16 protein-coding genes are annotated in these 21,601 nt (G+C 68.1%); 6 read left to right on the forward strand and 10 right to left on the reverse strand.

Features of this window, described 5'->3' with window-relative positions; all coding sequences use genetic code 11:
• Window positions 1-78: 78 nt before the first annotated feature.
• Window positions 79-930, forward strand: coding sequence for a helix-turn-helix domain-containing protein (locus MYA_RS15475; RefSeq protein ID WP_011880912.1), 852 nt, complete (start codon window positions 79-81; stop codon window positions 928-930).
• Between the two features lie 226 nt (window positions 931-1,156).
• Here the strand turns inward: MYA_RS15475 and MYA_RS15480 are convergent, their stop codons facing one another.
• Genes MYA_RS15480 through MYA_RS15505 form a run of 6 tightly spaced genes read right to left on the reverse strand, consistent with a single transcriptional unit; the run spans window position 1,157 to window position 7,376 of the window.
• A complete protein-coding gene (locus MYA_RS15480; protein WP_011880913.1) occupies window positions 1,157-2,368 on the reverse strand; it encodes an acyl-CoA dehydrogenase family protein in 1,212 nt (403 codons plus the stop codon).
• Window positions 2,365-3,222, reverse strand: coding sequence for a hypothetical protein (locus tag MYA_RS15485; protein WP_014724078.1), 858 nt, complete (start codon window positions 3,220-3,222; stop codon window positions 2,365-2,367). Before MYA_RS15485 ends, MYA_RS15480 begins: the two co-directional genes overlap by 4 nt.
• Before the next feature lie 54 nt (window positions 3,223-3,276).
• The gene (locus MYA_RS15490) at window positions 3,277-3,933 is read right to left on the reverse strand and encodes a methionine ABC transporter permease (protein WP_011880915.1); all 657 of its coding nucleotides are present in this window, start codon (window positions 3,931-3,933) and stop codon (window positions 3,277-3,279) included.
• Window positions 3,926-5,104: a methionine ABC transporter ATP-binding protein gene (locus MYA_RS15495; RefSeq protein ID WP_014724079.1), complete on the reverse strand. Its 1,179-nt coding sequence runs from the start codon at window positions 5,102-5,104 to the stop codon at window positions 3,926-3,928. The genes MYA_RS15490 and MYA_RS15495 overlap by 8 nt, the downstream gene beginning before the upstream one ends.
• An 18-nt stretch (window positions 5,105-5,122) precedes the next feature.
• Entirely contained in the window at window positions 5,123-6,535 is a 1,413-nt protein-coding gene (locus MYA_RS15500) for an LLM class flavin-dependent oxidoreductase (protein ID WP_014724080.1), read from the reverse strand.
• Between the two features lie 10 nt (window positions 6,536-6,545).
• Window positions 6,546-7,376 (reverse strand): MetQ/NlpA family ABC transporter substrate-binding protein, encoded by an 831-nt coding sequence (locus tag MYA_RS15505; protein ID WP_014724081.1) that lies wholly within the window; start codon window positions 7,374-7,376, stop codon window positions 6,546-6,548.
• Window positions 7,377-7,807: 431 nt separating this feature from the next.
• On the opposite strand from MYA_RS15505, the gene MYA_RS15510 reads away from it, so the two are divergent.
• The 5 genes from MYA_RS15510 (at window position 7,808) to MYA_RS15530 (ending at window position 13,948) form a co-directional block, all read left to right on the forward strand.
• The gene (locus tag MYA_RS15510; RefSeq protein WP_034193352.1) at window positions 7,808-9,172 is read left to right on the forward strand and encodes a 2-hydroxycarboxylate transporter family protein; all 1,365 of its coding nucleotides are present in this window, start codon (window positions 7,808-7,810) and stop codon (window positions 9,170-9,172) included.
• A gap of 185 nt (window positions 9,173-9,357) precedes the next feature.
• On the forward strand, window positions 9,358-11,244 hold the full coding sequence (locus MYA_RS15515; protein ID WP_014724084.1) for a sensor histidine kinase: 1,887 nt from the start codon (window positions 9,358-9,360) through the stop codon (window positions 11,242-11,244).
• Window positions 11,234-12,595, forward strand: a complete 1,362-nt coding sequence (locus tag MYA_RS15520; protein ID WP_014724085.1) for a sigma-54-dependent transcriptional regulator — start codon at window positions 11,234-11,236, stop codon at window positions 12,593-12,595. Before MYA_RS15515 ends, MYA_RS15520 begins: the two co-directional genes overlap by 11 nt.
• Before the next feature lie 16 nt (window positions 12,596-12,611).
• On the forward strand, window positions 12,612-12,833 hold the full coding sequence (locus tag MYA_RS15525) for a DUF3579 domain-containing protein (protein WP_014724086.1): 222 nt from the start codon (window positions 12,612-12,614) through the stop codon (window positions 12,831-12,833).
• Window positions 12,834-13,096: 263 nt separating this feature from the next.
• Window positions 13,097-13,948, forward strand: a complete 852-nt coding sequence (locus MYA_RS15530; protein ID WP_014724087.1) for an alpha/beta fold hydrolase — start codon at window positions 13,097-13,099, stop codon at window positions 13,946-13,948.
• Between the two features lie 807 nt (window positions 13,949-14,755).
• Here MYA_RS15530 and MYA_RS15535 read toward each other — a convergent pair.
• From MYA_RS15535 to ceoA, 4 genes are all read right to left on the reverse strand, one after another.
• Window positions 14,756-15,097 carry an aegerolysin family protein gene (locus MYA_RS15535; protein ID WP_224020109.1) on the reverse strand — a complete coding sequence of 114 codons (342 nt, stop codon included), beginning with the start codon at window positions 15,095-15,097 and terminating at the stop codon, window positions 14,756-14,758.
• A gap of 471 nt (window positions 15,098-15,568) precedes the next feature.
• On the reverse strand, window positions 15,569-17,104 hold the full coding sequence (gene opcM, locus MYA_RS15540) for a multidrug efflux transporter outer membrane subunit OpcM (protein ID WP_014724088.1): 1,536 nt from the start codon (window positions 17,102-17,104) through the stop codon (window positions 15,569-15,571).
• A gap of 10 nt (window positions 17,105-17,114) precedes the next feature.
• Window positions 17,115-20,315: a multidrug efflux RND transporter permease subunit CeoB gene (gene ceoB, locus MYA_RS15545; RefSeq protein WP_011880927.1), complete on the reverse strand. Its 3,201-nt coding sequence runs from the start codon at window positions 20,313-20,315 to the stop codon at window positions 17,115-17,117.
• A gap of 46 nt (window positions 20,316-20,361) precedes the next feature.
• A complete protein-coding gene (ceoA, locus tag MYA_RS15550) occupies window positions 20,362-21,579 on the reverse strand; it encodes a multidrug efflux RND transporter periplasmic adaptor subunit CeoA (protein ID WP_011880928.1) in 1,218 nt (405 codons plus the stop codon).
• Between the last annotated feature and the right edge of the window lie 22 nt (window positions 21,580-21,601).

Here is a 21,601-nt window from a genome sequence, read left to right on the forward strand (position 1 = left end):
CCGCCGCAGCCCGCGTAGCCCCAACGCTTACCTCGCAGGTAATACCCGGCGCGCGCGGGATTGCCTATCATCGCCCCCATGAACTCGACCGTCGCCCTCCACTCGCTCCCGTCGTCCGCCGGCCGCGCGTCCGGCATCGGCCCGTTGCTGCGCACCTGGCGGCAACGCCGCCGCCTGAGCCAGATGGCGCTCGCGCTGGAAGCCGAGGTCTCCGCGCGGCACCTGAGCTTCGTCGAATCGGGCCGCGCGCAGCCGAGCCGCGACATGGTGCTGCATCTGGCCGAGCGCCTCGACGTCCCGCTGCGCGAACGCAATGCGCTGCTCGTCGCAGCCGGCTACGCGCCGCTGTTTCGCGAGCGACCATTCTCCGATCCGCAACTGGATGCCGCTCGGCATGCAGTCGAAGCCGTGCTGCGCGGCCACGAGCCGTATCCGGCGCTCGCGGTCGATCGCCACTGGATGCTGCTCGCCGCGAACCGGATGCTCGGCGCGCTGGTCGAGCAAGCCGATCCCGCGCTGCTGCAGCCGCCAGTCAACGTGTTGCGGCTCAGCCTGCATCCGGACGGCCTCGCAGCGCAGATCGTCAACTGGCACGAATGGCGCGCGCACATCCTGCATCGGCTGCAACGGCAGATCGACGCGAGCGGCGACCGCACGCTGCACACGCTGCGCGATGAACTGGCGGCGTATCCGGCGCCGGCCGGCCAGCCCGACGACGCGCAGCCGCGTACCGACTACGCGGACATCGCCGTCCCGCTGCGGCTGCGCACGGCAAGCGGCGGCGAGCTGACGTTCTTCAGCACGACGACGGTATTCGGCACGCCGGTCGACGTCACGCTGTCGGAGCTTGCGATCGAGGCGTTTTTCCCGGCGAACCCGCAGACGGCTGACGCGATGCGCGCACTGGCCGATACGCTGGCGGCGCAGTGAGCGGGCGGGCCGGCGCGGCTGTAGTCGCGCGGCGCGTCGGTCCCGACATGTGACACGGCGCATCTTGCGCGAACGTCGAGCGGCTGACTTAGTGTGCGGAACGGCCCGCGACAGCGATCACACACGGCGCCCGCGAATCGCGTAACGCATGTTCGTTCACGCGGTCGCGTCCCGGCTCGCCGCCACGCCATCGACAACCGGCACACGCGAGCGTCCCCCACCGTCGTCACGTATAGAGCGACGCCTGCGGCAACTCACCGGTCAGCGCGAACCTCCCGACGTCGCGCAGCCGGTAGTCGAGCGGATCGTGCAGCGTATGCGTGCGCGCGTTGCGCCAGAATCTGTCGAGGCCGAGCGACGCGGCCGTCGCACGCGCGCCGCACGCATCGAACAACGCCTCGCCGTTCGCGAGCGCCGCGCGTTGCGCGACGATCTTCGCGTTCGACACCGCGATCGCCACTTCCGCGCGCTGGTTCGCGCTCAACGCGTCGCGCAGCGTCCACGCGCGCTGCAGGTCGAGAGCCGCGCGATCCGCGAGCGACGCCGCCGCGACCGCCTGCACGTGCATCTCGCCGAAGCGTTGCAGCGTATAAGGATCGTCGCCCGCCTGCGCGACGCCCGCATGTATCCACGGCCGGCCGTGCGTCAGCACGTAATCGCGCGCCTCCGCGAGCGCACCTTGCGCGAGGCCGACGAACAGGTTCGTCAGCACCAGTTGCGACACCAGCGTGCGCAGCGTCGCGTGCGGCGTCGGCGGCGTTTCGGAGCGATGCAGCACCTCGTCCGGCGCGAGCCGCACGCCGTCGAACTGCACGCTGCCGCTATCCGTCTGCCGCTGGCCGATCGGGTCCCAGTCGTCGTTGACGGCGATTCCGTCGCGCGCAGTCGGCACCACGCCGAACACCGGGCGGCCGGTGGCCGGATCGTGCGCGGACACCGTCATCCGCTGCGAGCCGCGCGTGCCCGAACAGAAGCCCTTCACGCCGTCGAGCCGGTAGCCGCCGTCCGGCAACGCGGTTGCAGCGAGCCGCGTGTCGAGCGGATTGACGGCATTGCCCCACCACCAGCGATGCTCGACCGTGCCGCGCAGATAGCGCTCGCGCTGTGCCGCATTGCCCCACACGTCGACGCTCACCACCTGCAGCGCCTGGAACCCGACCAGATGCGCGAGCGCGCTGTCGACGCGCGCGATCCGCCGGATCGTGTCGTAGACGGCCGGCCATTCGGCCTCCTGCCCGCCGAATTCGCGCGGCACCGCGAGCGTCAGCACGCCCGCGTCGGCAAGCCGCTGCTTCGCATCGGCCGCATGACCGCCGGTGCGGTCGCGCGCGACGGCCGTCTCGCGCAGCGCATCGAGCGCGCGATCGAGCGCCGCGTCGGCGTGGGCGCGCTCGTCGGTATCCGGCGCGAACGTCGCCGGGCCACGCGGATCGTTCATGCGACGGCTTCCGCAACGATGGTTTCGCGCGCAACGACGTCGCGTGACAGCGGCGTGAGCGCATCGAGCCGGCGCCCGGTCAGCCGCGCCAGGATTTCGCGCCGCCAGTCGTCGTAGATCGCGCGGTACTCGGCGATATCCGCGCCGAACACGTGCGCGGTATGCGCGTACTCGTCGTGCAGATAGCCGTCGAGGCGCGCCTGCGTTTCCTCGTCGGCTGCGATCACGCGGTCGATCAGCGCCTCGCGCTCGGCAGCCGGCAGCGCCGCCAGCTTGTCGAACCACCACTGCACGATCTGCACGCGATGCCACTCCTCGTCGGGCCGGATGCGGTTCTCGCCATGCTCGCGCATCGCGCCGTCGGCGATGCGGCCGGTCTTGCGCTGAATCCACAGCTTCGCGAGGATGTGCAGCTCGTAATGCCATTCAAACGCGAGGAAGCCCGCGACGTCGCGCACCGCGATGTCGCCGATGCGCACCCAGTGCGCATCGGCGAGCCGTGCGACCTCGGGCAGCGGATCGCGGCCGGTCAGCTCGGTCACGCGCTCGCGGCCGATCACCGCGTGCGCGCCGTCGTCGCCGAGCTGGCGCGACAGGATCAGCTGGAAATGCGGATCGTCGCGAAACAGCGTGTCGATCGCCTTCGCGACGACCTGCACGATGAACAGGTCGTGCGACGCCATCTTCGTGTAGTAGTCGGCCACGGCGGCCAGTTCGTCGTCGCCGTGCGGCTCGCGCGGCGGCGTCGCCAGCTTGTCGGGGAAGCCCGGACGATGGCGTCGCGCCACGTCGAGAAACAGCGCTTCCTCGAATTGTCCGTTCCAGTCGCGCGGTGCGCCGATGGGTAAGTTCATGGGTATCGTTCTCTCAGGGTCTTCAATGAAACGAGCGGACGCGCGCGGCGCCGCTCAGGTACGCCGGGCCACGCGCCGCACCAGGCGGTCGCCCGTGAATTGCACGGCCGAAACGAGTGCGATCAGGATCGCGATCACGGTCACCATGACCGTCGTGTCGAAGCGCTGATAGCCGTAGCGGATCGCGAGGTCGCCGAGCCCGCCCGCGCCGACGGCGCCCGCCATCGCGGTCGAGCCGATCAGCGCGACGACGGTGATCGTGAAGCCGCCGAGCATGCCGGGCAGCGCCTCCGGCAGCAGCACGTGCCACACGATGTGGCGGCGTTTCGCGCCCATCGCGAGCGCGGCCTCGATCAGCCCGCGATCGACCTCGCGCAGGCTCACTTCGGCGATCCGCGCGAAGAACGGAATCGCTGCGATCGACAGCGGCACGACGGCCGCCCACACGCCGATCGTCGTGCCGATCAGCACGCGCGTGAACGGCAACAGCGCGACGAGCAGGATGATGAACGGCGTCGAGCGGAACACGTTGACGAGCGCGCCGAGCACCGCGTTAGCGGCGCGCCGTTCGTAGATGCCGCCGGGCGCGGTCGTCACCAGCACCACCGCGAGCGGAATGCCGGCCAGCGCCGCGATCGCGGCCGACGCGGCGACCATCGACAGCGTGTCGCGGATCGCGTCGAGCAGTTCGGGCCACCACAGCTCAAACATAGCCGAGCACCTCCGCGTGGTTCGCGTGCCGGCGCGCGCGTTCGAGCAACGCGGCGACCGTGCGCGAGCCGGCAGGCGGCTCGCCGGGTTCGGCCGCGCGCGGCTGCGCCGCGATCACGAGGCGCCCCTGTGCATGTCCCTGGATCCGCTCGATCCCGCCGTGCAGAAAGCGCACGGCGCCGCCGAGCGCGGCCGCGAGCGCGCCGAGATCCGGCTCGCCGGCGCTCTCGCCCGTATAGCGGATGTCGAGCACGATCTGCGCGCCGTCGGGCAACGCCGCGTGCTCGGGCAACGGCTGCACGCGCGCGGCGAGTTCGGCCGGCAGGTCGTGCACGAGCGTGCTGAGCAGCGCGCGCGTCGCGCCATGGCGCGGCTTGCCGAACACGCGCCACACCGCGCCCGTTTCGACCACCTCGCCCTGCTCGATCACCGCGACCGTGTCGCACACCGCTCGGATCACCTCCATCTCGTGCGTGATCAGCACGATCGTCAGGTCGAGACGGCGATTGATGTCGGCGAGCAGCGCGAGGATCGACTGCGTCGTTTCGGGATCGAGCGCCGACGTCGCCTCGTCGCACAGCAGCACCTCCGGATCGTGCACCAGCGCCCGTGCGATTCCGACGCGCTGCTTCTGGCCGCCCGACAGGCTCGCCGGATACGCGTCGCGCTTCGCGGCGAGCCCGACGAGTTCGAGCAGCGCATCGACCTTGCGCACGCGCTCAGCCTTCGGCACACCGGCGATCTTCAGCGGCAGCGCGACGTTCTCGAACACGGTTTTCGCGGCCAGCAGGTTGAAATGCTGAAACACCATGCCGGTGCGGCGGCGCAGCGCGACGAGCCCGTCGTCGTCGAGCGTGCCGACCTCGACGCCGTGCACGCGCACGCTGCCCGAGCTCGCGCGTTCGAGGCCGTTCACGAGCCGCAGCAGCGTCGACTTGCCGGCGCCGCTGCGGCCGATGATGCCGAACACCTCGCCGCGTCGCACGTCGAGCGTCACGTCGCGCAGCGCGGCGGCGTGGCCGCGCGGCGTCGCGAACACCTTGCCGACGCGGTCGAACGAGACGGCCGCGGCGATTGCGCCCGCTTCGTCGGCGGCCGCTGCATGCGCGTTTGCGCTCGCGCGCGCCGCCGTCGCGTCGATGAATCCCGGCGGATCGAACCATTGCGTCATCGCTTCGCTCCGTCACGTTCATGCATGCGCGGCTTCCGCCGCCGCCACCGCGGCGGCCGGCCGGTGCCGCGCACCGGTGTGCCAGGCGGGCAGCCGCGCGCCGGCGCCGAACAGCTTCTCGCGCAGCGTCGGCGCGGGATCGTAGTCTTCCTTGTAGACGCCGCGGTTCTGCAACTCGGGCACGACCCAGTCGACGAAATCCACGAACGATTCGGGCATCACGGTGCGCGTCAGGTTGAAGCCGTCGATGCCCGTCTCGTCGATCCACGCCTGCAACTCGTCCGCGACCTGCGACGGCGCTCCGACGATCGGCGCGTAGCGTCCGCCGAGCGACATCTGCTCGAGCATGCGCCGCACGGTCCACGTGCCGCTCGTGCTCTTGCGCGAGATCGCGTCGACGGCCGACTGGATCGAATCGGTCTTCACATACGAGATCGGCTCGTCGAGGCCGTACTTCGCGAAGTCGATGCCGGTCGAGCTGGCGAAATGCGCGAGGCCCGCTTCCGCGCTCGCATAGCGCCGGTACTCGTCGAACTTCTCGCGCGCGAGCCGCTCGGTCTCGGCGGTCACGACGCTCACGCCGGCGAAAATCCGGATCGACGCCGGGTCGCGGCCCTGGCGTGCGGCGGCCGCGCGAATATCGAGCACGGCCGCGCGCGCAGCCGCCTTGCTCTGGCCGTTCACGAACACGCATTCGGCGTGGCGCGCGGCGAACTCGACGCCGCGCGCCGACGAACCGGCCTGATACAGCACCGGCGTGCGCTGCAGCGACGGCTCGCTCAGATGGATCGCATCGACCGAATAGAACGGCCCATCGTGCTTCACGCGCCGCACCTTGTCGGGCCGCGCGAACACGCGCGCGTGCGCATCGCGGATCACCGCATCGTCGTCCCAGCTCTGCTCCCACAGCTTGTAGACGACCTCCATGTAATCGTCCGCGCGCTCGTAGCGATCGTCGTGGCCGATCTGCTGCGCGAGGCCCATGCCGCGCGCGGCGCTGTCGAGATAGCCGGTCACGATGTTCCAGCCGACGCGGCCCTTCGTCAGGTGATCGAGCGTCGACATCCGGCGTGCGAACAGATAAGGCGGCTCGTAGGTCAGGTTCGCGGTCACGCCGAAGCCGAGATGGCGCGTGACCTGCGCCATCGCGGGCACGAGCAGCAGCGGATCGTTCACCGGCACCTGCACCGATTCGCGCAGCGCCGCGTCGGGGCCGCCGCCGTACACGTCGTAGACGCCGACGATGTCCGCCAGAAAGATCCCGTCGAACTTGCCGCGCTCGAGCGTCTGCGCGAGATCGGTCCAGTAGTCGAGATCGGTGTAATGCGCGGAGCGGTCGCGCGGATGGGTCCACAGCCCGTGGTTGATGTGCCCGACGCAGTTCATGTTGAACGCGTTGAGCAGGATCTTCTTGCGGTTGGCGGTCGTCATGTCGTCTCCGTCACCAGGCGATCGCGTACAGCGAGCCGAACGCGTCGTCGAGCGCGCGGCGCACGGCCGGCGAGTGCTGATAGATCGCGATGAACATGCGGATGCGCGGGTCGTTCACGCTGTCGGGCCGCACGACCCACTGGAGCGCGAAGCTCTTGTTCTCGGTGCCGTCGAACAGCAGCGCGCTGTTCGGGTCGGCCGTGCCGGCGAGCTTGATGAAGCTCGGGTAGCCCTGCGCGAGGTCGACGTCGTCGAGCGAGCGCGCGAGCTGCGACGCCTCGAGCGGGATGATCTTCAGATGCTTCGGGTTCGACACGATATCGCGCGTGGTCGCGCGGTAGTCGACGCCGGGCTTCAGCGTGACGAGCCCCGCGCGCTGCAGCAGCAACAGCCCGCGCCCGCCGTTGACCGGGTCGTTGGCGATCGCGACGCGCGCGCCGTCCTTCAGTTCGTCGAAGCGCTTCACCTTCTTCGAATAGAGGCCGATCTTCATGATCGTGCCCGGCGCGATCGCGACGAAGTCGTAGCCGCCCTGCTTCTTCGCGTTCTCGAGAAACGGGATGTGCTGGAAGTAGTTGACGTCGATGTCCTTGTTCGCGAGCGCCGCGTTCGGCGTATTCCAGTCGGTGAACTCGACGATCCGCACGTCGAGGCCCTGCGCCTTCGCCTCCTTCGCGGCGATCTTCAGCGCTTCGATCTGCGGGCTCGTGGAGAGGCCCACCTTCAGCGGCGCGGTGTCGGCGCGCGCGCCGTTGAGCAGCACGACGCCGAGCAGCGCTGCGGCCAGCACGCGAGCCGCGCGGCCGGGGGAAAAGCGGGCGGAAAAAACGGCATGCAGCATGGAAACCACTCTCCTGGGCAAAGACGGTAGCGACGGATGAGCGACGCCGCGGCGAACGCGCGGGCGTTCTCCGGAGGTGGTCGTCACATCGGAAAAGGATCAGCCGATGATAGAGAGCGGCGGATGGGCGGTCTACGAAGCGATTGTGCGAAGAAAATCGCGCGTGGCGATATGGCGCGATCGCGGTCCGCAAGCGCGGGGCCGCACGCACGAGCGCACGCCGCCGGCTGAAATCTCGGCCTGCGCGCGGCGCGAATTCCGAAATCTCGGCCACGCGAGCGCGGCCGAGATTTCAGCAGACGAAACGAATCCTTTGGAATCAACGGCTTGCGAAAAATCGGGCAGGCCGAATTTCTGGCACGACGGTTGCGTTACAGACGGCACACGATGCCGCGAAGCCATGCAGGCATTCCAACATCAGGAGACACGTCTTGCAGACCTCTATCCATACCCCATCGCATCCCGAGCCGGTTGCCCACGCCAGCCCCGCCACGCGCGAGCGCTTCTGGCCGCACGGCTGGTGGAAGCTGATGGAAATCCGCATCGGCATCATCCCGCTGCCGATCTACGTGATCCTGTTCGCGCTGATCGTCGGGTTCGTGGTGACCGGCAAGGTGCCCGGCGAAATCTCGATGGCGATCGCCGTGCTGGCGTTCTTCGGCTTCACATGCGCCGAGCTCGGCAAGCGGCTGCCGCTGTTGCGCAACATCGGCGCGGCCGCGATCTTCGCGACCTTCGTGCCGTCGGCGCTCACCTACTACCACGTGCTGCCGAAGCCGGTGCTGAACCTCACCGTCGAATTCACGAAGTCCACCAACTTCCTGTACCTGTTCATCGCGTCGATCATCGTCGGCAGCATCCTGAGCATGGACCGGCGCGTGCTGATCCAGGGCTTCGTGAAGATCTTCGTGCCGCTCGCGGCCGGCTCGATCGCGGCCGCGATCGTCGGCACGGCGGTCGGCACCGCGCTCGGCCTCGGCGCACGCCACACGCTGCTGTACATCGTCGTACCGATCATGGCGGGCGGCGTCGGCGAGGGCGCGATTCCGCTGTCGATCGGCTATTCGGAACTGATGCACCTGCCGCAGGGCGAGATGTTCGCGATGGTGCTGCCGTCGGTGATGCTCGGCAGCCTGACCGCGATCATCCTGTCGGGCGCGCTCGACATGCTCGGCAAGCGGCTGCCGCACCTGACCGGCAACGGCCGCCTGCAGGTCGGCGAAAGCGGCGACATGACGCCCGAGAACGAGGAGATCCGCGGCCACGTCGACGTCACGCACATCGCGGGCGCCGGCATCACCGCGATCACGCTGTACCTCGTCGGCCTCATGGCGCACAAGCTGTTCGGGCTGCCCGCGCCGGTTGCGATGCTGTTCCTCGCGGTGCTCGTGAAGCTCGCGCGCGCGGTGTCGCCGCCGCTGCAGGAAGGCGCGTTCGTCGTCTACAAGTTCTTCTCGACGGCCGTCACCTATCCGCTGCTGTTCGCGATCGGCGTCGCGATGACGCCGTGGGACAAGCTGACCGCCGCGTTCACGGTGGTCAACGTGATCACGATCGTGTCGACCGTCGCGACGCTGATGGGCACCGGTTTCGTGGTCGGCCGCCTGCTGAAGATGTACCCTATCGACACCGCAATCGTGAACGCCTGCCACAGCGGCCAGGGCGGCACCGGCGACGTCGCGATCCTGACCGCCGCGAACCGCATGCAGTTGATGCCGTTCGCGCAGATCGCGACGCGCATCGGCGGCGCGATCGTCGTGACCGTGACGCTGATCCTGGTCGCACACTTCGGATAACGCAGCGCTGCGCGCGCAAGCGCGCCGGCCGCTTCGCACGCGCCGCCGCCGGCGTTGCCGGTGCGCGGCGCGCGTCGTTTGGAAGTGTCGTTTCGAGGCGTCGTTTGGAAGCGGCCTGGCGGGGAGCCGGCAGCAAAGAGCCGGTAGCGGAGGACCGCTAACGGACGGCCGGTAGCGCGGCATCGATGAGGGCGAACGTGCAGAAGAGCTTCAAGGGTATCCCGTGGTGGGGCTGGGTGTCGGCCGCCGCGCTGTATGTCGGCGTGGCGGGCGCGGCCGTCGATTTCGCGTGGGAACGCGCGATCGACGCGCTGGAGGAAACCGGCGCGCACCGGCTCGACCTCTATGCATCGAGCCTGAAGAGCGAACTCGGCCGCTTCGAGATCCTGCCCGCGCTGGTCGCGCGCCAGGACGGCGTGCGCGCGCTGCTGAAGGCCACGCCGCACGATGCGCCCGCGCTCGTGCATGCGGTGAACACCTATCTCGAAGCCGTGAACCGCGACGCGGGCAGCGGCGCCGTCGACGTGATCGACCTGCGCGGCGAGGTGATCGCCGCGAGCAACTGGAACGAGACGATCAGCTTCGTCGGCACGAACGTGTCGTACCGGCCGTACTTCAAGGACGCGCTCGCGCGCGGCAGCGGCCGCTTCTTCGGGATCGGCACCAATACCGGCGTGCCGGGCGTCTACTTCGCCAGCGCGGTACGCGACGACGGCGTGCCGATCGGCGTGGCGGCGGTGAAGATCAGCGTCGACCCGCTCGAATCCGCGTGGCGCGCGCCGGGCGTCGCCGCGATGGTGGTGGACGGCAACGGCGTGGTCGTGATCTCGACCGAGCCCGCGTGGAAATTCACCGCGCTGCGCCCGATCACCGCGCAGCAGCAGCGCGACATCCAGGCGTCGCGCCAGTACGCGGGCCGCACCGTCGACGCGCTGCCGTACCGCCGTATCGGCGACCGCAGCTCGGCCGCGTGGTTCGGCACCTTTCCCGATCCGCGCCGCGCCGGCCGCACCACGCGTTATCTCGTGATGTCGCGCCCCGCGCCGCAGGCCGGCGATTCGTTGATGGTGCTGCTCGATATCGCGGGCGCGCGCCGCCAGCAGCAGACGGCGTTCGTGTTCGTCACCGGCGCGTTCCTGATCGCGGCGCTGCTGGCCGGCTACGCGATCCAGCGCCGCCGGGCGATCATCGCGCGGCTGAACGCGCAGGACGCGCTGCGCCGCGCGAACGACCGGCTCGAGCTGACCGTCGCGCAGCGCACGGCCGCGCTGACGGCCGCGAACGAGCGCATGCAGCGCGAGATCGTCGAGCGCGAGCGCACCGAGCAGCGGCTGCGCGATTCGCAACAGGAAGTCGTGCACGCGGGCAAGCTCGCGGTGCTCGGGCAGATGGCGGCCGGCCTCACGCACGAGCTGAACCAGCCGCTCGTCGCGATCCGCACGCTGTGCGACAACGCGCGCACGTTCTTCGAGCGCGGCCAGCCGGCACCGGCGCTCGCGAACCTCGAACGGATCGGCAAGCTGGTCGACGGCATGGCCGTGCTCACCGGCGAGCTCAAGACCTTCGCGCGCAAGCCCGACGTCGAGCGCGTCGCCGTATCGCTGAACGAAGCCATCGCGCATGCGCGGCTGATCTACGAAGCGCGGATCCGCGACGAAGGCGTGCAGCTCGACGTGAACATCGCGCCGGGCACGACGGTGTCCGCCGAATCGAGCCAGTTGCAGCAGGTGATCGTGAACCTGCTCGGCAATGCGCTCGACGCCGTGCGCGACGCGCCGGTGCGGCGCATCGTCATCGAAGCGAGCGGGCCGGACGACGCCGGCCGCGTGCGCTTGACCGTGGCCGACAGCGGCGCCGGCATCGCGCCCGACGTGCTGCCGCACCTGTTCGAGCCGTTCGTCACGACCAAGCCGCGCGGCCAGGGGCTCGGGCTCGGCCTGGCGATCACGTCGCGCATCGTCGACGCGTTCGGCGCGCGGATCGCCGCGGCGAACCGCGACGAAGGCGGCGCGCAGTTCATCATCGAATTCGCGGCGGCGACGCCGCCACAAAGGACAGAGCATGGAACATGAGATCCGCGTGCTCGTCGTCGAGGACGACGAGAACGTGCGCATCGGCGTCGAGCAGGCCGTCGCGCTCGCCGGCTTCCCGGTCGACGCGTTCGCATCGGCCGCTGACGCGCTCGCGCACGTCGCGCCCGGCGCACCGGTCGTCATCGTGTCGGATGTGCGGATGCCCGGCATCGACGGGCTGCAACTGCTCGAGCGCGTGATGGCCGTCGACGCGCAGATTCCGGTCGTGCTGATCAGCGGTCACGCCGACATTTCGACGGCCGTCGGCGCGATGCACGACGGCGCGTACGACTTCATCGAAAAGCCGTTCTCGTCGGACCTGATCGCCGGGCGCGTCGCGCGGGCCGTCGAGAAGCGCCGGCTCACGCTCGAGGTGCAGGGGCTGCGCGCCGCGCTCGACAACTGGCACGGGATCGACGCGTACGTGCTCGGCAAGTCGCCGGCGATGGCCGACGTGCGCAAGAAGATCCTGCGGCTCGCCGACACGTCGGTGTCGGTGCTGATCACCGGCGAGACGGGCACCGGCAAGGAACTGATCGCACGCAGCCTGCACGACTTCGGCGGACGGCGCGACGCGCATTTCGTCGCGCTGAACTGCGGCGGTCTGCCCGAGCAGGTGTTCGAGAGCGAGCTGTTCGGCCATGAGGCCGGCGCGTTCACCGGCGCGATCAAGAAGCGCATCGGCAAGATCGAGTGGGCGCACGGCGGCACGCTGTTCCTCGACGAGATCGAGACGATGCCGATCCCGCTGCAGATCAAGATGCTGCGCGTGCTGCAGGAGCGCGTGGTCGAGCGGCTCGGTGCGAACGAGCTGATTCCGGTCGACTGCCGCGTCGTCGCGGCGTCGAAGGCCGACCTGGCCGAACTCGCTGCCGACGGGCGCTTCCGTGCGGACCTGCTGTACCGGCTCAACGTCGCGCAGATCGAGCTGCCGCCGCTGCGCGAGCGGCGCGAAGACGTGCCGCTGCTGTTCGAGCATTTCGTGCTCGCGGCCGCGCGGCGTTTCGGGCAGCCGGCACCCGTCGTCAGCGCCGCGCAGGTGTCCGAACTGATGACGCACGCGTGGCCCGGCAACGTGCGCGAGCTGCAGAACGTCGCCGATCGCTTCGTGCTCGGGCTGACCGGCGACAGCCTGCTGTCGTCCAGCGGGCCGCCCGCGGCCGGCAGCACGCTCGCCGAACAGATGGCGTATTTCGAGCGGATGCTGATCGAAGACATGCTGCGGCGTCACAACGGCAACGTCGCGGACGCGAGCGTTGCGCTCGGGATGCCGAAGAAGACGCTCTATCACAAGCTGCGCAACCTGCGGATTCCCGCGCGCGGCGATGCGGCCGCCGACGGCGGGGAATGAGGCCGCGTATGCGGGCATGGATCGCGGCCGGATCGGCGGCGATCTGACGCGCGGTGTCGCGCGCGACTGGTCCGAGTGGCTCGCGATGCCGGTGGTCGACGGCCGCGTCAAATGCCTGTTCGTCGCGGACGCGTTGCGCGTCATGTGCGCCGATGCATTCGACTTCGCGATGCCATTCGCTGCGGACAACGATCTACCTGGCGAGCTTCGGACCTTGGCCGCGCCCGCGGCGCGATAACGCGCGAACGACGTCGCGCGACCTTCATTTTGCGCAGCACGCGGTCGCGTCCGATGCGCGCCCGCGCGGCCGCACACGCTGGCTTTCAGCGCGGAATCAAACCGTCAGACGATTGAAGGCTGAAGTGCGTACCACGCTGCGACAAGGGTTTTCGGCGTTGTCATCAATAAAATTGATCGTGACGATGAAAATAATGCGTTTTTCTTGCAGGTCGCGGTGAGGCATAGTTGCGGCGTGATGACGCACCCATTGAGTTTTCAGTCATGAACATGCGAATCGAGCCTTCGGTGCTCGCCAACCCGGACCTGCAATTTGCGACGCTTTCGTCGGGCATCAGCCTGCCGTATGTCGAGCGGGGCAGCGGCGCGCCGATGGTGTTCGTGCACGGATCGTTGTGCGACTACCGCTACTGGGAGCCGCAACTCGCGTCGCTGTCGGCGCACTACCGCTGCATCGCGCCGAGCCTGAGCCACTACTGGCCGGCCGTCGAAGCGGGCATCCAGGACGAGTTCAGCTGGCAGAACCACGTCGACGAGCTGGCCGAATTCATCGACGCGCTCGATCTCGGCCCCGTTCATCTGGTCGGCCATTCACGCGGCGGCAGCGTCGCGTTCAACGTCGCGCGCCAGCATCCGCAGCTCGTCGACACGCTGACGCTCGCCGATCCCGGCGGCCCGCTGCAACAGCCGGGCGTGCGCGAAGCCGCATTGCCGGCCGCCGCGATCGCGCTGCGCACGCAAGCCGTGAAGCTGATCGGCGCAGGCAACGTGGAAGCCGGCCTCGAGATGTTCGTCGACTCGGTCAGCATGCCGGGTGCGTGGAACAAGAGCACGTCGCGCTTCCGCATGATGGCGATCGACAACGCAAGCACGCTGCCGAAGCAGCTGCAGGACCCGTTGCCCGCTTATTCGCAACACACGGCGTCGGATATCGCATGCCGCACGCTGCTGATCGACGGACAACGCAGCCCGAAGATGTTCCGCCACAACGTCGATACGCTGTCGCAGTGGATCGGCGCTGCGCAACGGCAGACCGTCGCCGGTGCGTCGCACGGGATGAATGCGGCGAGTCCCGCGGTGTTCAATCGGTACGTGCACGAGTTCGTCACGGCGTAAGGTGGGTGGGCGGTGTGTGTGCCGCCCGTTGAACGCGCTGTTGCCGAGGCGAACGATGTGCATGTCCGCATGCGATCGCTTCGGATCCCTTTGCGTTGTCGGCGGCAGCCTTTATGCGCGGGGCGCGGCGACGCCGCAAGCACGGCCGCACGGCCGCCGCGAAATCCAATCCAATCACGCTCCTGGTCCTTCCCTGACCGCCACACGCGTCAACGCGCGCGTGTGATCTTGCGCGGACGTTTGGTTAGCGGATGGGATGCGAACGAGGCTGATGGGGAAGATGTTTCACGCGGGGATGAGGCCCGGCGGTGATTGAGTAGGGGCGCGGATGGTTCTGCGCGGGTGCGTCCGTAGCGGCAGGCGTCGCCTTCGCTGCGTGACCGCTGACCTTCATGCACTGCCGGTGCGCGTGGCGGGACGCCACTGCGCCATTGGAAGTCGGCGGGCAGGACTGACCGTTAGTTGCGACGTGGAATGAAGGCCATGCGTGAAAACGTCAGCAGCAAAGTCGTCGTCATGGCACCAGCAGTTGGCGGCATCGCTGAACCGCATGACTCAACGGCTTCGCTGCCGCCTGCCAGGCGGCGATCGAATTTTCCAGTAGCGTTCCCGCGGACGCGGGTTTCCAACGAACGATGGCTGACACGTTCCCGTTGCGAAGCAGCAGCCGTTCGAATGACAGCGCCGGGTATCAGGCGCGCGGCTGGAACCGACCGATCGCCAAGGGCGCGAGATCCGGCCAAGCCCTCAATACGTCCGTCGAGCACTCGCGCCCCATCGAGACGGGCACGAGCGCCTCACACGGCGTCAGCCCTTCTTGATGTAGAAGTTGACGGTTGCGTTATCCCCGGAGCCACCGTCATAACCAACCTTATAACCCGCGGCACTAACGGTGATCGAGTATCCGTTATTTCCGACATAGGGGTTGTCCCAGTAAAGCCTGACGTTCTCGATACCGCCGCCGTCTGCAAATTGATATTGAAGCTGACCTTCCGTTCCCGTCATAAAACCGTCCGAATCGCTTTCCCATTGGCCAGTCTGGCCATCCGGGATTTTCTCCGGAGGATATGTCACCCATTCCCCGTGCAGCAGGTTGATCGACGCGGGATCCAGGAATAACGTGTTCCCAGAATTGTTTTGCAACTTCACGACAGTGCTTCGCGCAGACATATCGGTCTCCAAAATAAAGTTGATAGCGCATCACGGCGACTTAACGCGATCCCGATGCGCTTCAAACATAGGACACACCCATCCGCTTCGAAAGCTGACAGTTATAGCAGCGCAAATCAACTCAATAGTTCAATAGATTATTTTTTGATTTAAAACACAAACAAGCAGAAATCTAGAATCGCAAGGGTAGAAGCGAGCGTTACCAGAACTGCAACAGTTCAGCTATCCGAACGCTCCAGTCAATGCAGTGGCCGCCTAGTTACGCCATTACGGGCCGACTTGCTCGCGAGCCGCCCATTCAGCTTTTCGAGCCAGCGACATGGCCGATCGCGAGCGACGCCCCGCCAATCCCTCGTCGAACCACAAAAAAACCCGGCACACAGCCCTAAGCCTGCATACCGGGTTTCTTCACTTCAAGACTGGCGAGCGAACCCCACCCGCCACTCCCCTTCACCGCGCCGCCACCTCCGCCTTGCCGGTCGCCGCATCGCCGACCGCCGTCGGCGCCGGTCCCCACCCGCCGCCAAGCGCACGAATGAGATTGACGGTCGACACCGCCTGCGCCCCAGTCAACTGATTCGCCTGCAATTGCGACTGCAGCACCGACCGCTCGCTATCGATCACGTCGAGGTACGCCACTTCCCCTTCCTGATACTGCGTACGCGACAGCGTCGCCGAACGGCGCGACGCATTGACCGCGGCATCCTGAGCCCGAATCTGATCGTCGAGCAACCGCAGATCGGCGAGATTGTCCTCGACCTCGCGGAACGCGACGAGCACCTGCTGCCGGTAGTTCGCGACCTGCTCGTCGTACTGCGCGCGCGCCTGCTGTACGCCGGCCGCACGCCGTCCGCCGTCGAACAGCGGCAGCGTCAGCGCGGTGCCGGCGAACGGCCCGAGCAGGAACGTGCGGCTCGACCACAGGAACAGATCGCCGAGCGTCGACGCCTCATACCCGAACGCGCCCGTGATATCGAGCTTCGGGAAATACGCCGACTTCGCAAGGCCGATCCGCGCGTTCGCGGCAGCCATCGCGCGCTCGGCCGCCGCCACATCCGGGCGGCGTTCGAGCAGCGCCGACGGCAGCCCCGCCGGGATCTTCACCGCGACCGGCACGATCGGCGTTTCCTTGAACGCGAAGTCCGCGGGCGCCTTGCCGAGCAGGATCGCGAGCGCATGCTCGGACGCCGCGCGCCGCCGCGCGACGCCGACCGCATCGGCCTGCGCGCTCGCCAGCTCGTTCTTCGCACGCGACACGTCCAGCTCGCTGATGTCGCCTTCGTTGAAGCGGCGCTGCACGAGCTTCAGCGCCTCTTCGCGCAGCTCGACCGTGCGACGGTACAGATCCTGGTCCGAATCGAGCTGGCGCAGCTCGAAGTAGTTCTGCGCGACGTCCGCCTGCAGCGCGAGCTGCACCGAACGGAACAGCGCCTCGCTCTGCGCCTGGTCGGCGCGCGACGCCTCGACGTTGCGGCTCACGCGGCCGAACAGGTCGGCCTCGTACGACACCGTGCCCTGCGCACGCCACAGCGTCGCGTTGGTCGGCCCCGTGCCCTGCGGCTGAAACTGCGACGCCGACGACGCTCCCTCGCGCGTCGGCCCGAACCCGACGCCGACCTGCGGGAACCACTGCGAGCGCGCGGTGCGGGTCGCCGCACGCGCTTCCTCGACGCGCGCGGCCGCGGCCTTCAGGTTCTGGTTCGCGGCGAGCGCCTGCGACTCCAGCGCGTCGAGCACCGGATCGCCGAACACCTTCCACCATTCGCCGCGATGCTCGGCGTCGGCCGGCTCGGCGGTCTTCCACGTGCCGGCCTGCTCGCCGGCGGCGAGCGTCGGCGCTTCCTTGAACGCCGCGGGCGTCGCCACGTCCGGGCGCTTGTAGTCGGGTCCTACCGCGCACGCGGCGAGCAGCGTCGCGAGCAGAGTGCTCGCGGCCGCCAGCTTCGCGACGCGCAGCAGGCCGTTCGTGTTGTGCATGTTGTCCATCTTATTGTCCTCAAGCATCCGAAGCCGGTACGCCGTGGGCCGGCCCGCCGTAGCCGGCCGAGTCCTTGCCGGCCACGTGAATCTTGCCGCCCGCCAGCGTGCGCAGCACGACGTAGAACACCGGCGTGAGCATCAGCCCGAACAGCGTCACGCCGAGCATCCCGAAGAACACGGCGACACCCATCGCATGCCGCATCTCGGAGCCCGCGCCCGTCGACGTGACGAGCGGCACCACCCCCATGATGAATGCGATCGACGTCATCAGGATCGGGCGCAGCCGCAGCCGGCTCGCCTCGATCGCGGCCTCGAGCGGCGTACGTCCGTCATGCTCGAGCTCGCGCGCGAATTCGACGATCAGGATCGCGTTCTTCGCCGACAACCCGACCAGCACCATCAACCCGATCTGCGTGAAGATGTTGTTGTCGCCCTGCGTGAGCCACACGCCCGTGAGCGCCGACAGAATGCTCATCGGCACGATCAGGATCACCGCGAGCGGCAGCGTCAGGCTCTCGTACAGCGCGGCCAGCACGAGGAACACGAGCAGCACGCTGATCGGGAACACGTACATCGCCGAATCGCCCGCCAGAATCTGCTGGTACGTGAGGTCGGTCCACTCGAACCGCACGCCGCGCGGCAGCGTTTCATGCGCGATGCGCTCGATCGCGGCCTGCGCCTGCCCCGACGAGAAGCCCGGCGCCGGGCCGCCGTTGATGTCGGCCGCCGTGTAACCGTTGTAGCGCACGACCATTTCCGGGCCGAACGTCGGCGTCACCGTGACGAGCGACGACAACGGCACCATCTCGCCGCGATCGTTGCGCGTCTTCAGCTGCAGGATGTCGTCCGCACGCTGCCGGAACGGCGCATCGGCCTGCACGCGCACCTGGTACACGCGCCCGAAGCGGTTGAAGTCGTTCACGTACAGCGAGCCGAGATACACCTGCATCGTGTTGAACACGTCGGTCACCGGCACGCCGAGCTGCTTCGCCTTCACACGATCGAGATCGACGTTGAGCTGCGGCACGTTGATCTGATAGCTGGTGAACAACGGACCGAGTTCAGGCGCCTGCTGCGCGCGCTTGATGAAGTCGTTGGTCGCATCCGACAGCTTCGCGTAGCCCACCGCGCCGCGATCCTCGATCTGCATCTTGAACCCGCCGAGCGTGCCGAGGCCGAGCACCGGCGGCGGCGGGAACACCGCGACGAACGAGTCCTTGATCGCGCCGTACTTCTGGTTCAGCGCACCAGCGATCGCGCCGGCCGACAGCGCCTTGCCGTGCCGTTCGGAGAACGGCTTCAGCGTGACGAACACGATGCCCGCGCTCGAGCTATTGGTGAAGCCGTTCACCGACAGCCCCGGGAACGCGACCGCGCTCTCGACGCCCGGCTGCTTCAGCGCGATCGAGCCCATGTCGCGGATCACTTTCTCGGTGCGGTCGAGCGACGCGCCGTTCGGCAACTGCGCGAACGCGATCAGGTATTCCTTGTCCTGCGCGGGCACGAAGCCGCCCGGCACGATCCGCGACACGAGCACGGTCGCGCCCACCAGCACGAGATACACGCCGAGCATCAGCGTCTTGCGCGACAGCACGCCGCGCACGCCGCGGCCGTAGTTCTCGGCGCCGCGATGGAACACCTTGTTGAAGCCGCGGAAGAAGCCGCCGAGCGCGCGGTTCATCACGCGCGTGAGCCAGTCTTCCTTGTCGCCGTGGCCCTTGAGCAGAATCGCGGACAGCGCCGGCGACAGCGTCAGCGAGTTGAACGCCGAGATCACCGTCGAGATCGCGATGGTCATCGCGAACTGCTTGTAGAACTGGCCGGTCAGGCCCGACATGAACGCGAGCGGCACGAACACGGCGACGAGCGTCAGCGCGATCGCGATAATTGGCCCGCTGACCTCCTGCATCGCCTTGTAGGTCGCCTGCCGCGCGTTCATCCCGCTTTCGATGTTGCGCTCGACGTTCTCGACCACGACGATCGCATCGTCGACCACGATCCCGATCGCGAGCACCATCCCGAACAGCGACAGCGCGTTGATCGAATACCCGAATGCGAGCAGCAGCGAGAACGTGCCGACGATCGACACCGGCACCGCGATCAGCGGAATGATCGACGCGCGCCAGGTCTGCAGGAACACGATCACGACGATCACGACCAGCGCGATCGCCTCGAGCAGCGTGTGCACGACGGCCTTGATCGACGAACGCACGAACTGCGTCGGGTCGTAGACGATCTTGTAGTCGACGCCGGCCGGCATGTCCTGCTTCAGCTCGGCCATCGTCTTGCGCACTTCGTCGGAGATCTGCAGCGAGTTCGCACCCGGCGACTGGTTGATCGCCATCGCGACGGCCGGCTTGTTGTCGAGCAGCGAACGCAGCCCGTACTCGGACGCATCCAGCCCGATCCGCGCAATGTCGCGCAGATGCGTGACGCCGCCGTCGGGCGTCGTCTTCACGACGATGTCGCCGAACTCGTCTTCGGTCTGCAGACGGCCGCGCGCGTTCACCGACAGCTGCAGCGGCGTGCCCGGCAGCGACGGCGACGCGCCGATCACGCCGGCCGCGACCTGCACGTTCTGCTCGCGGATCGCCTGCACGACGTCCTCGGCCGACAGCCCGCGCTGCGCGACCTTCTGCGGATCGAGCCACACGCGCATCGCATAGTCGCCCGAACCCCACAGCTGCACCTGACCGACGCCCTGGATCCGCGACAGGCGATCCTTCACGTTGATCAGCGCGTAGTTGCGCAGGTAGGTCATGTCGTAGCGGTTGTCCGGCGAGATCAGGTGGACCACCATCGTCAGCGTCGGCGAGCTCTTCACCGTGGTGATGCCGAGCCGCTGCACGTCCTCCGGCAGGCGCGGCAGCGCCTGGTTCACGCGGTTCTGCACGAGCTGCGTAGCCTTGTCGGGATCGGTGCCGAGCTTGAACGTGACGGTGATCGTCATGTTGCCGTCGCTGTTCGCCTGCGACTGCATGTACAGCATGTCCTCGACGCCGTTGATCTGCTCCTCGAGCGGCGATGCGACCGTCTCGGCGATCACCTTCGGGTTGGCGCCCGGATACTGCGCCTTCACGATCACCGACGGCGGCACGACTTCCGGATATTCGGAGATCGGCAGCAGGAACATCGCGATCACCCCGCCGAGCAGGATGATCACCGATAGCACGCCTGCGAAGATCGGCCGGTCGATAAAGAATTTGGAAATGTTCATGGGTGGCTCTGTCTGGTTGAACGCGGAAATCGAAGCGGCGTGCCGCTTACGATTCCGCCTTCGCCGGTGCGGCCGGCTTCGCGGCGTCCGCGAGCGGCGCGGACGGATCGTCGCCGCCCGTCATCGGCACCATGTGCGGCTTGACCTGCTCGCCCGGGCGCACGCGCTGCGTGCCGTTCACGATCACGCGATCGCCGGCGGCAAGCCCGCTCACGATCACGCGCCGGTTGCCGTGCTGCATGCCCTGCTGCACTTCGCGGTACGACACGCGGCCCTGCTGGTCGACGACGAACACGAACTTCTTGTCCTGGTCGGTGTTGATCGCCGCATCGTCGACGAGCAATGCCGGGTGCGGCGCGCTGCCGCCGACCTTCACGCGCGCGTAGAGGCCCGGCACCAGCGTGCCGTCGGCGTTGTCGAAGCGCGCGCGCACGCGGATCGTGCCGGACGACGTGTCGAGCCGGTTGTCGACCGAGTCGATCACGCCGCTGCGCGAGTAGCCGGTTTCGTTCGCGAGGCCGAGCTCGACCGGCACCTTGCGGCCGTCGCGCGCGCCGTTGATGTATTGCAGGTAGGTCTGTTCGTCCGCGTCGAACGACGCGTAGATCGGCGACACCGATACGAGCGTCGTCAGCGGCGTCGCCGCGGCGCCCGCCGACACGACGTTGCCCACGGTGATCTCGGCGCGCGACACGCGGCCCGACACGGGCGCGGTGATGCGCGTATAGCCGAGATTGATGCGCGCCGTTTCGAGCGCGGCTTCGGCCGCCTTCAGGTTCGCGCTCGCCTCGCGCGCCGCGTTCTGCTTCTCGTCGTAGTCGCGCTTCGCGATCGCGTTGTCGCCGATCAGCCGCTGCGCGCGCTGCCAGTCGCTCTGCGCGTAGCCGTTGCGCGCCTGCGCGGCCGCGAGTTGCGCGGCGGCGCGATCGGTCTCGGCCTGGTACGGGCGCGGGTCGATCACGAACAGCACGTCGCCCTTCTTCACGAGCGCGCCGTCCTTGAAGTTCACCGCGACGATGGTGCCCGACACCTGCGGACGCACGTCGACCTTCTCGACCGCCTCGAGGCGGCCCGAGTAGCTTTGCCAATCGGTGACGGTTTGCGGCACGACGGTCGCGACGTCCACTTCGGGCAGCGGCGCTGCGGCCTTATCGGGCGCGTTCGCGTTCACGCGCATCGCGCCGAACGTGCCGAGACCGACGACGGCGAGCGTCGCGATCGCCGCGGTGGCGATTCGGGAGCGGGTGGTGCGTAGGATGGCCATGTGGATCTCCGGTAAGCGAGGA

Origin of the sequence: Burkholderia sp. KJ006 (assembly GCF_000262695.1) — a bacterium.
GTDB lineage: Bacteria > Pseudomonadota > Gammaproteobacteria > Burkholderiales > Burkholderiaceae > Burkholderia > Burkholderia vietnamiensis.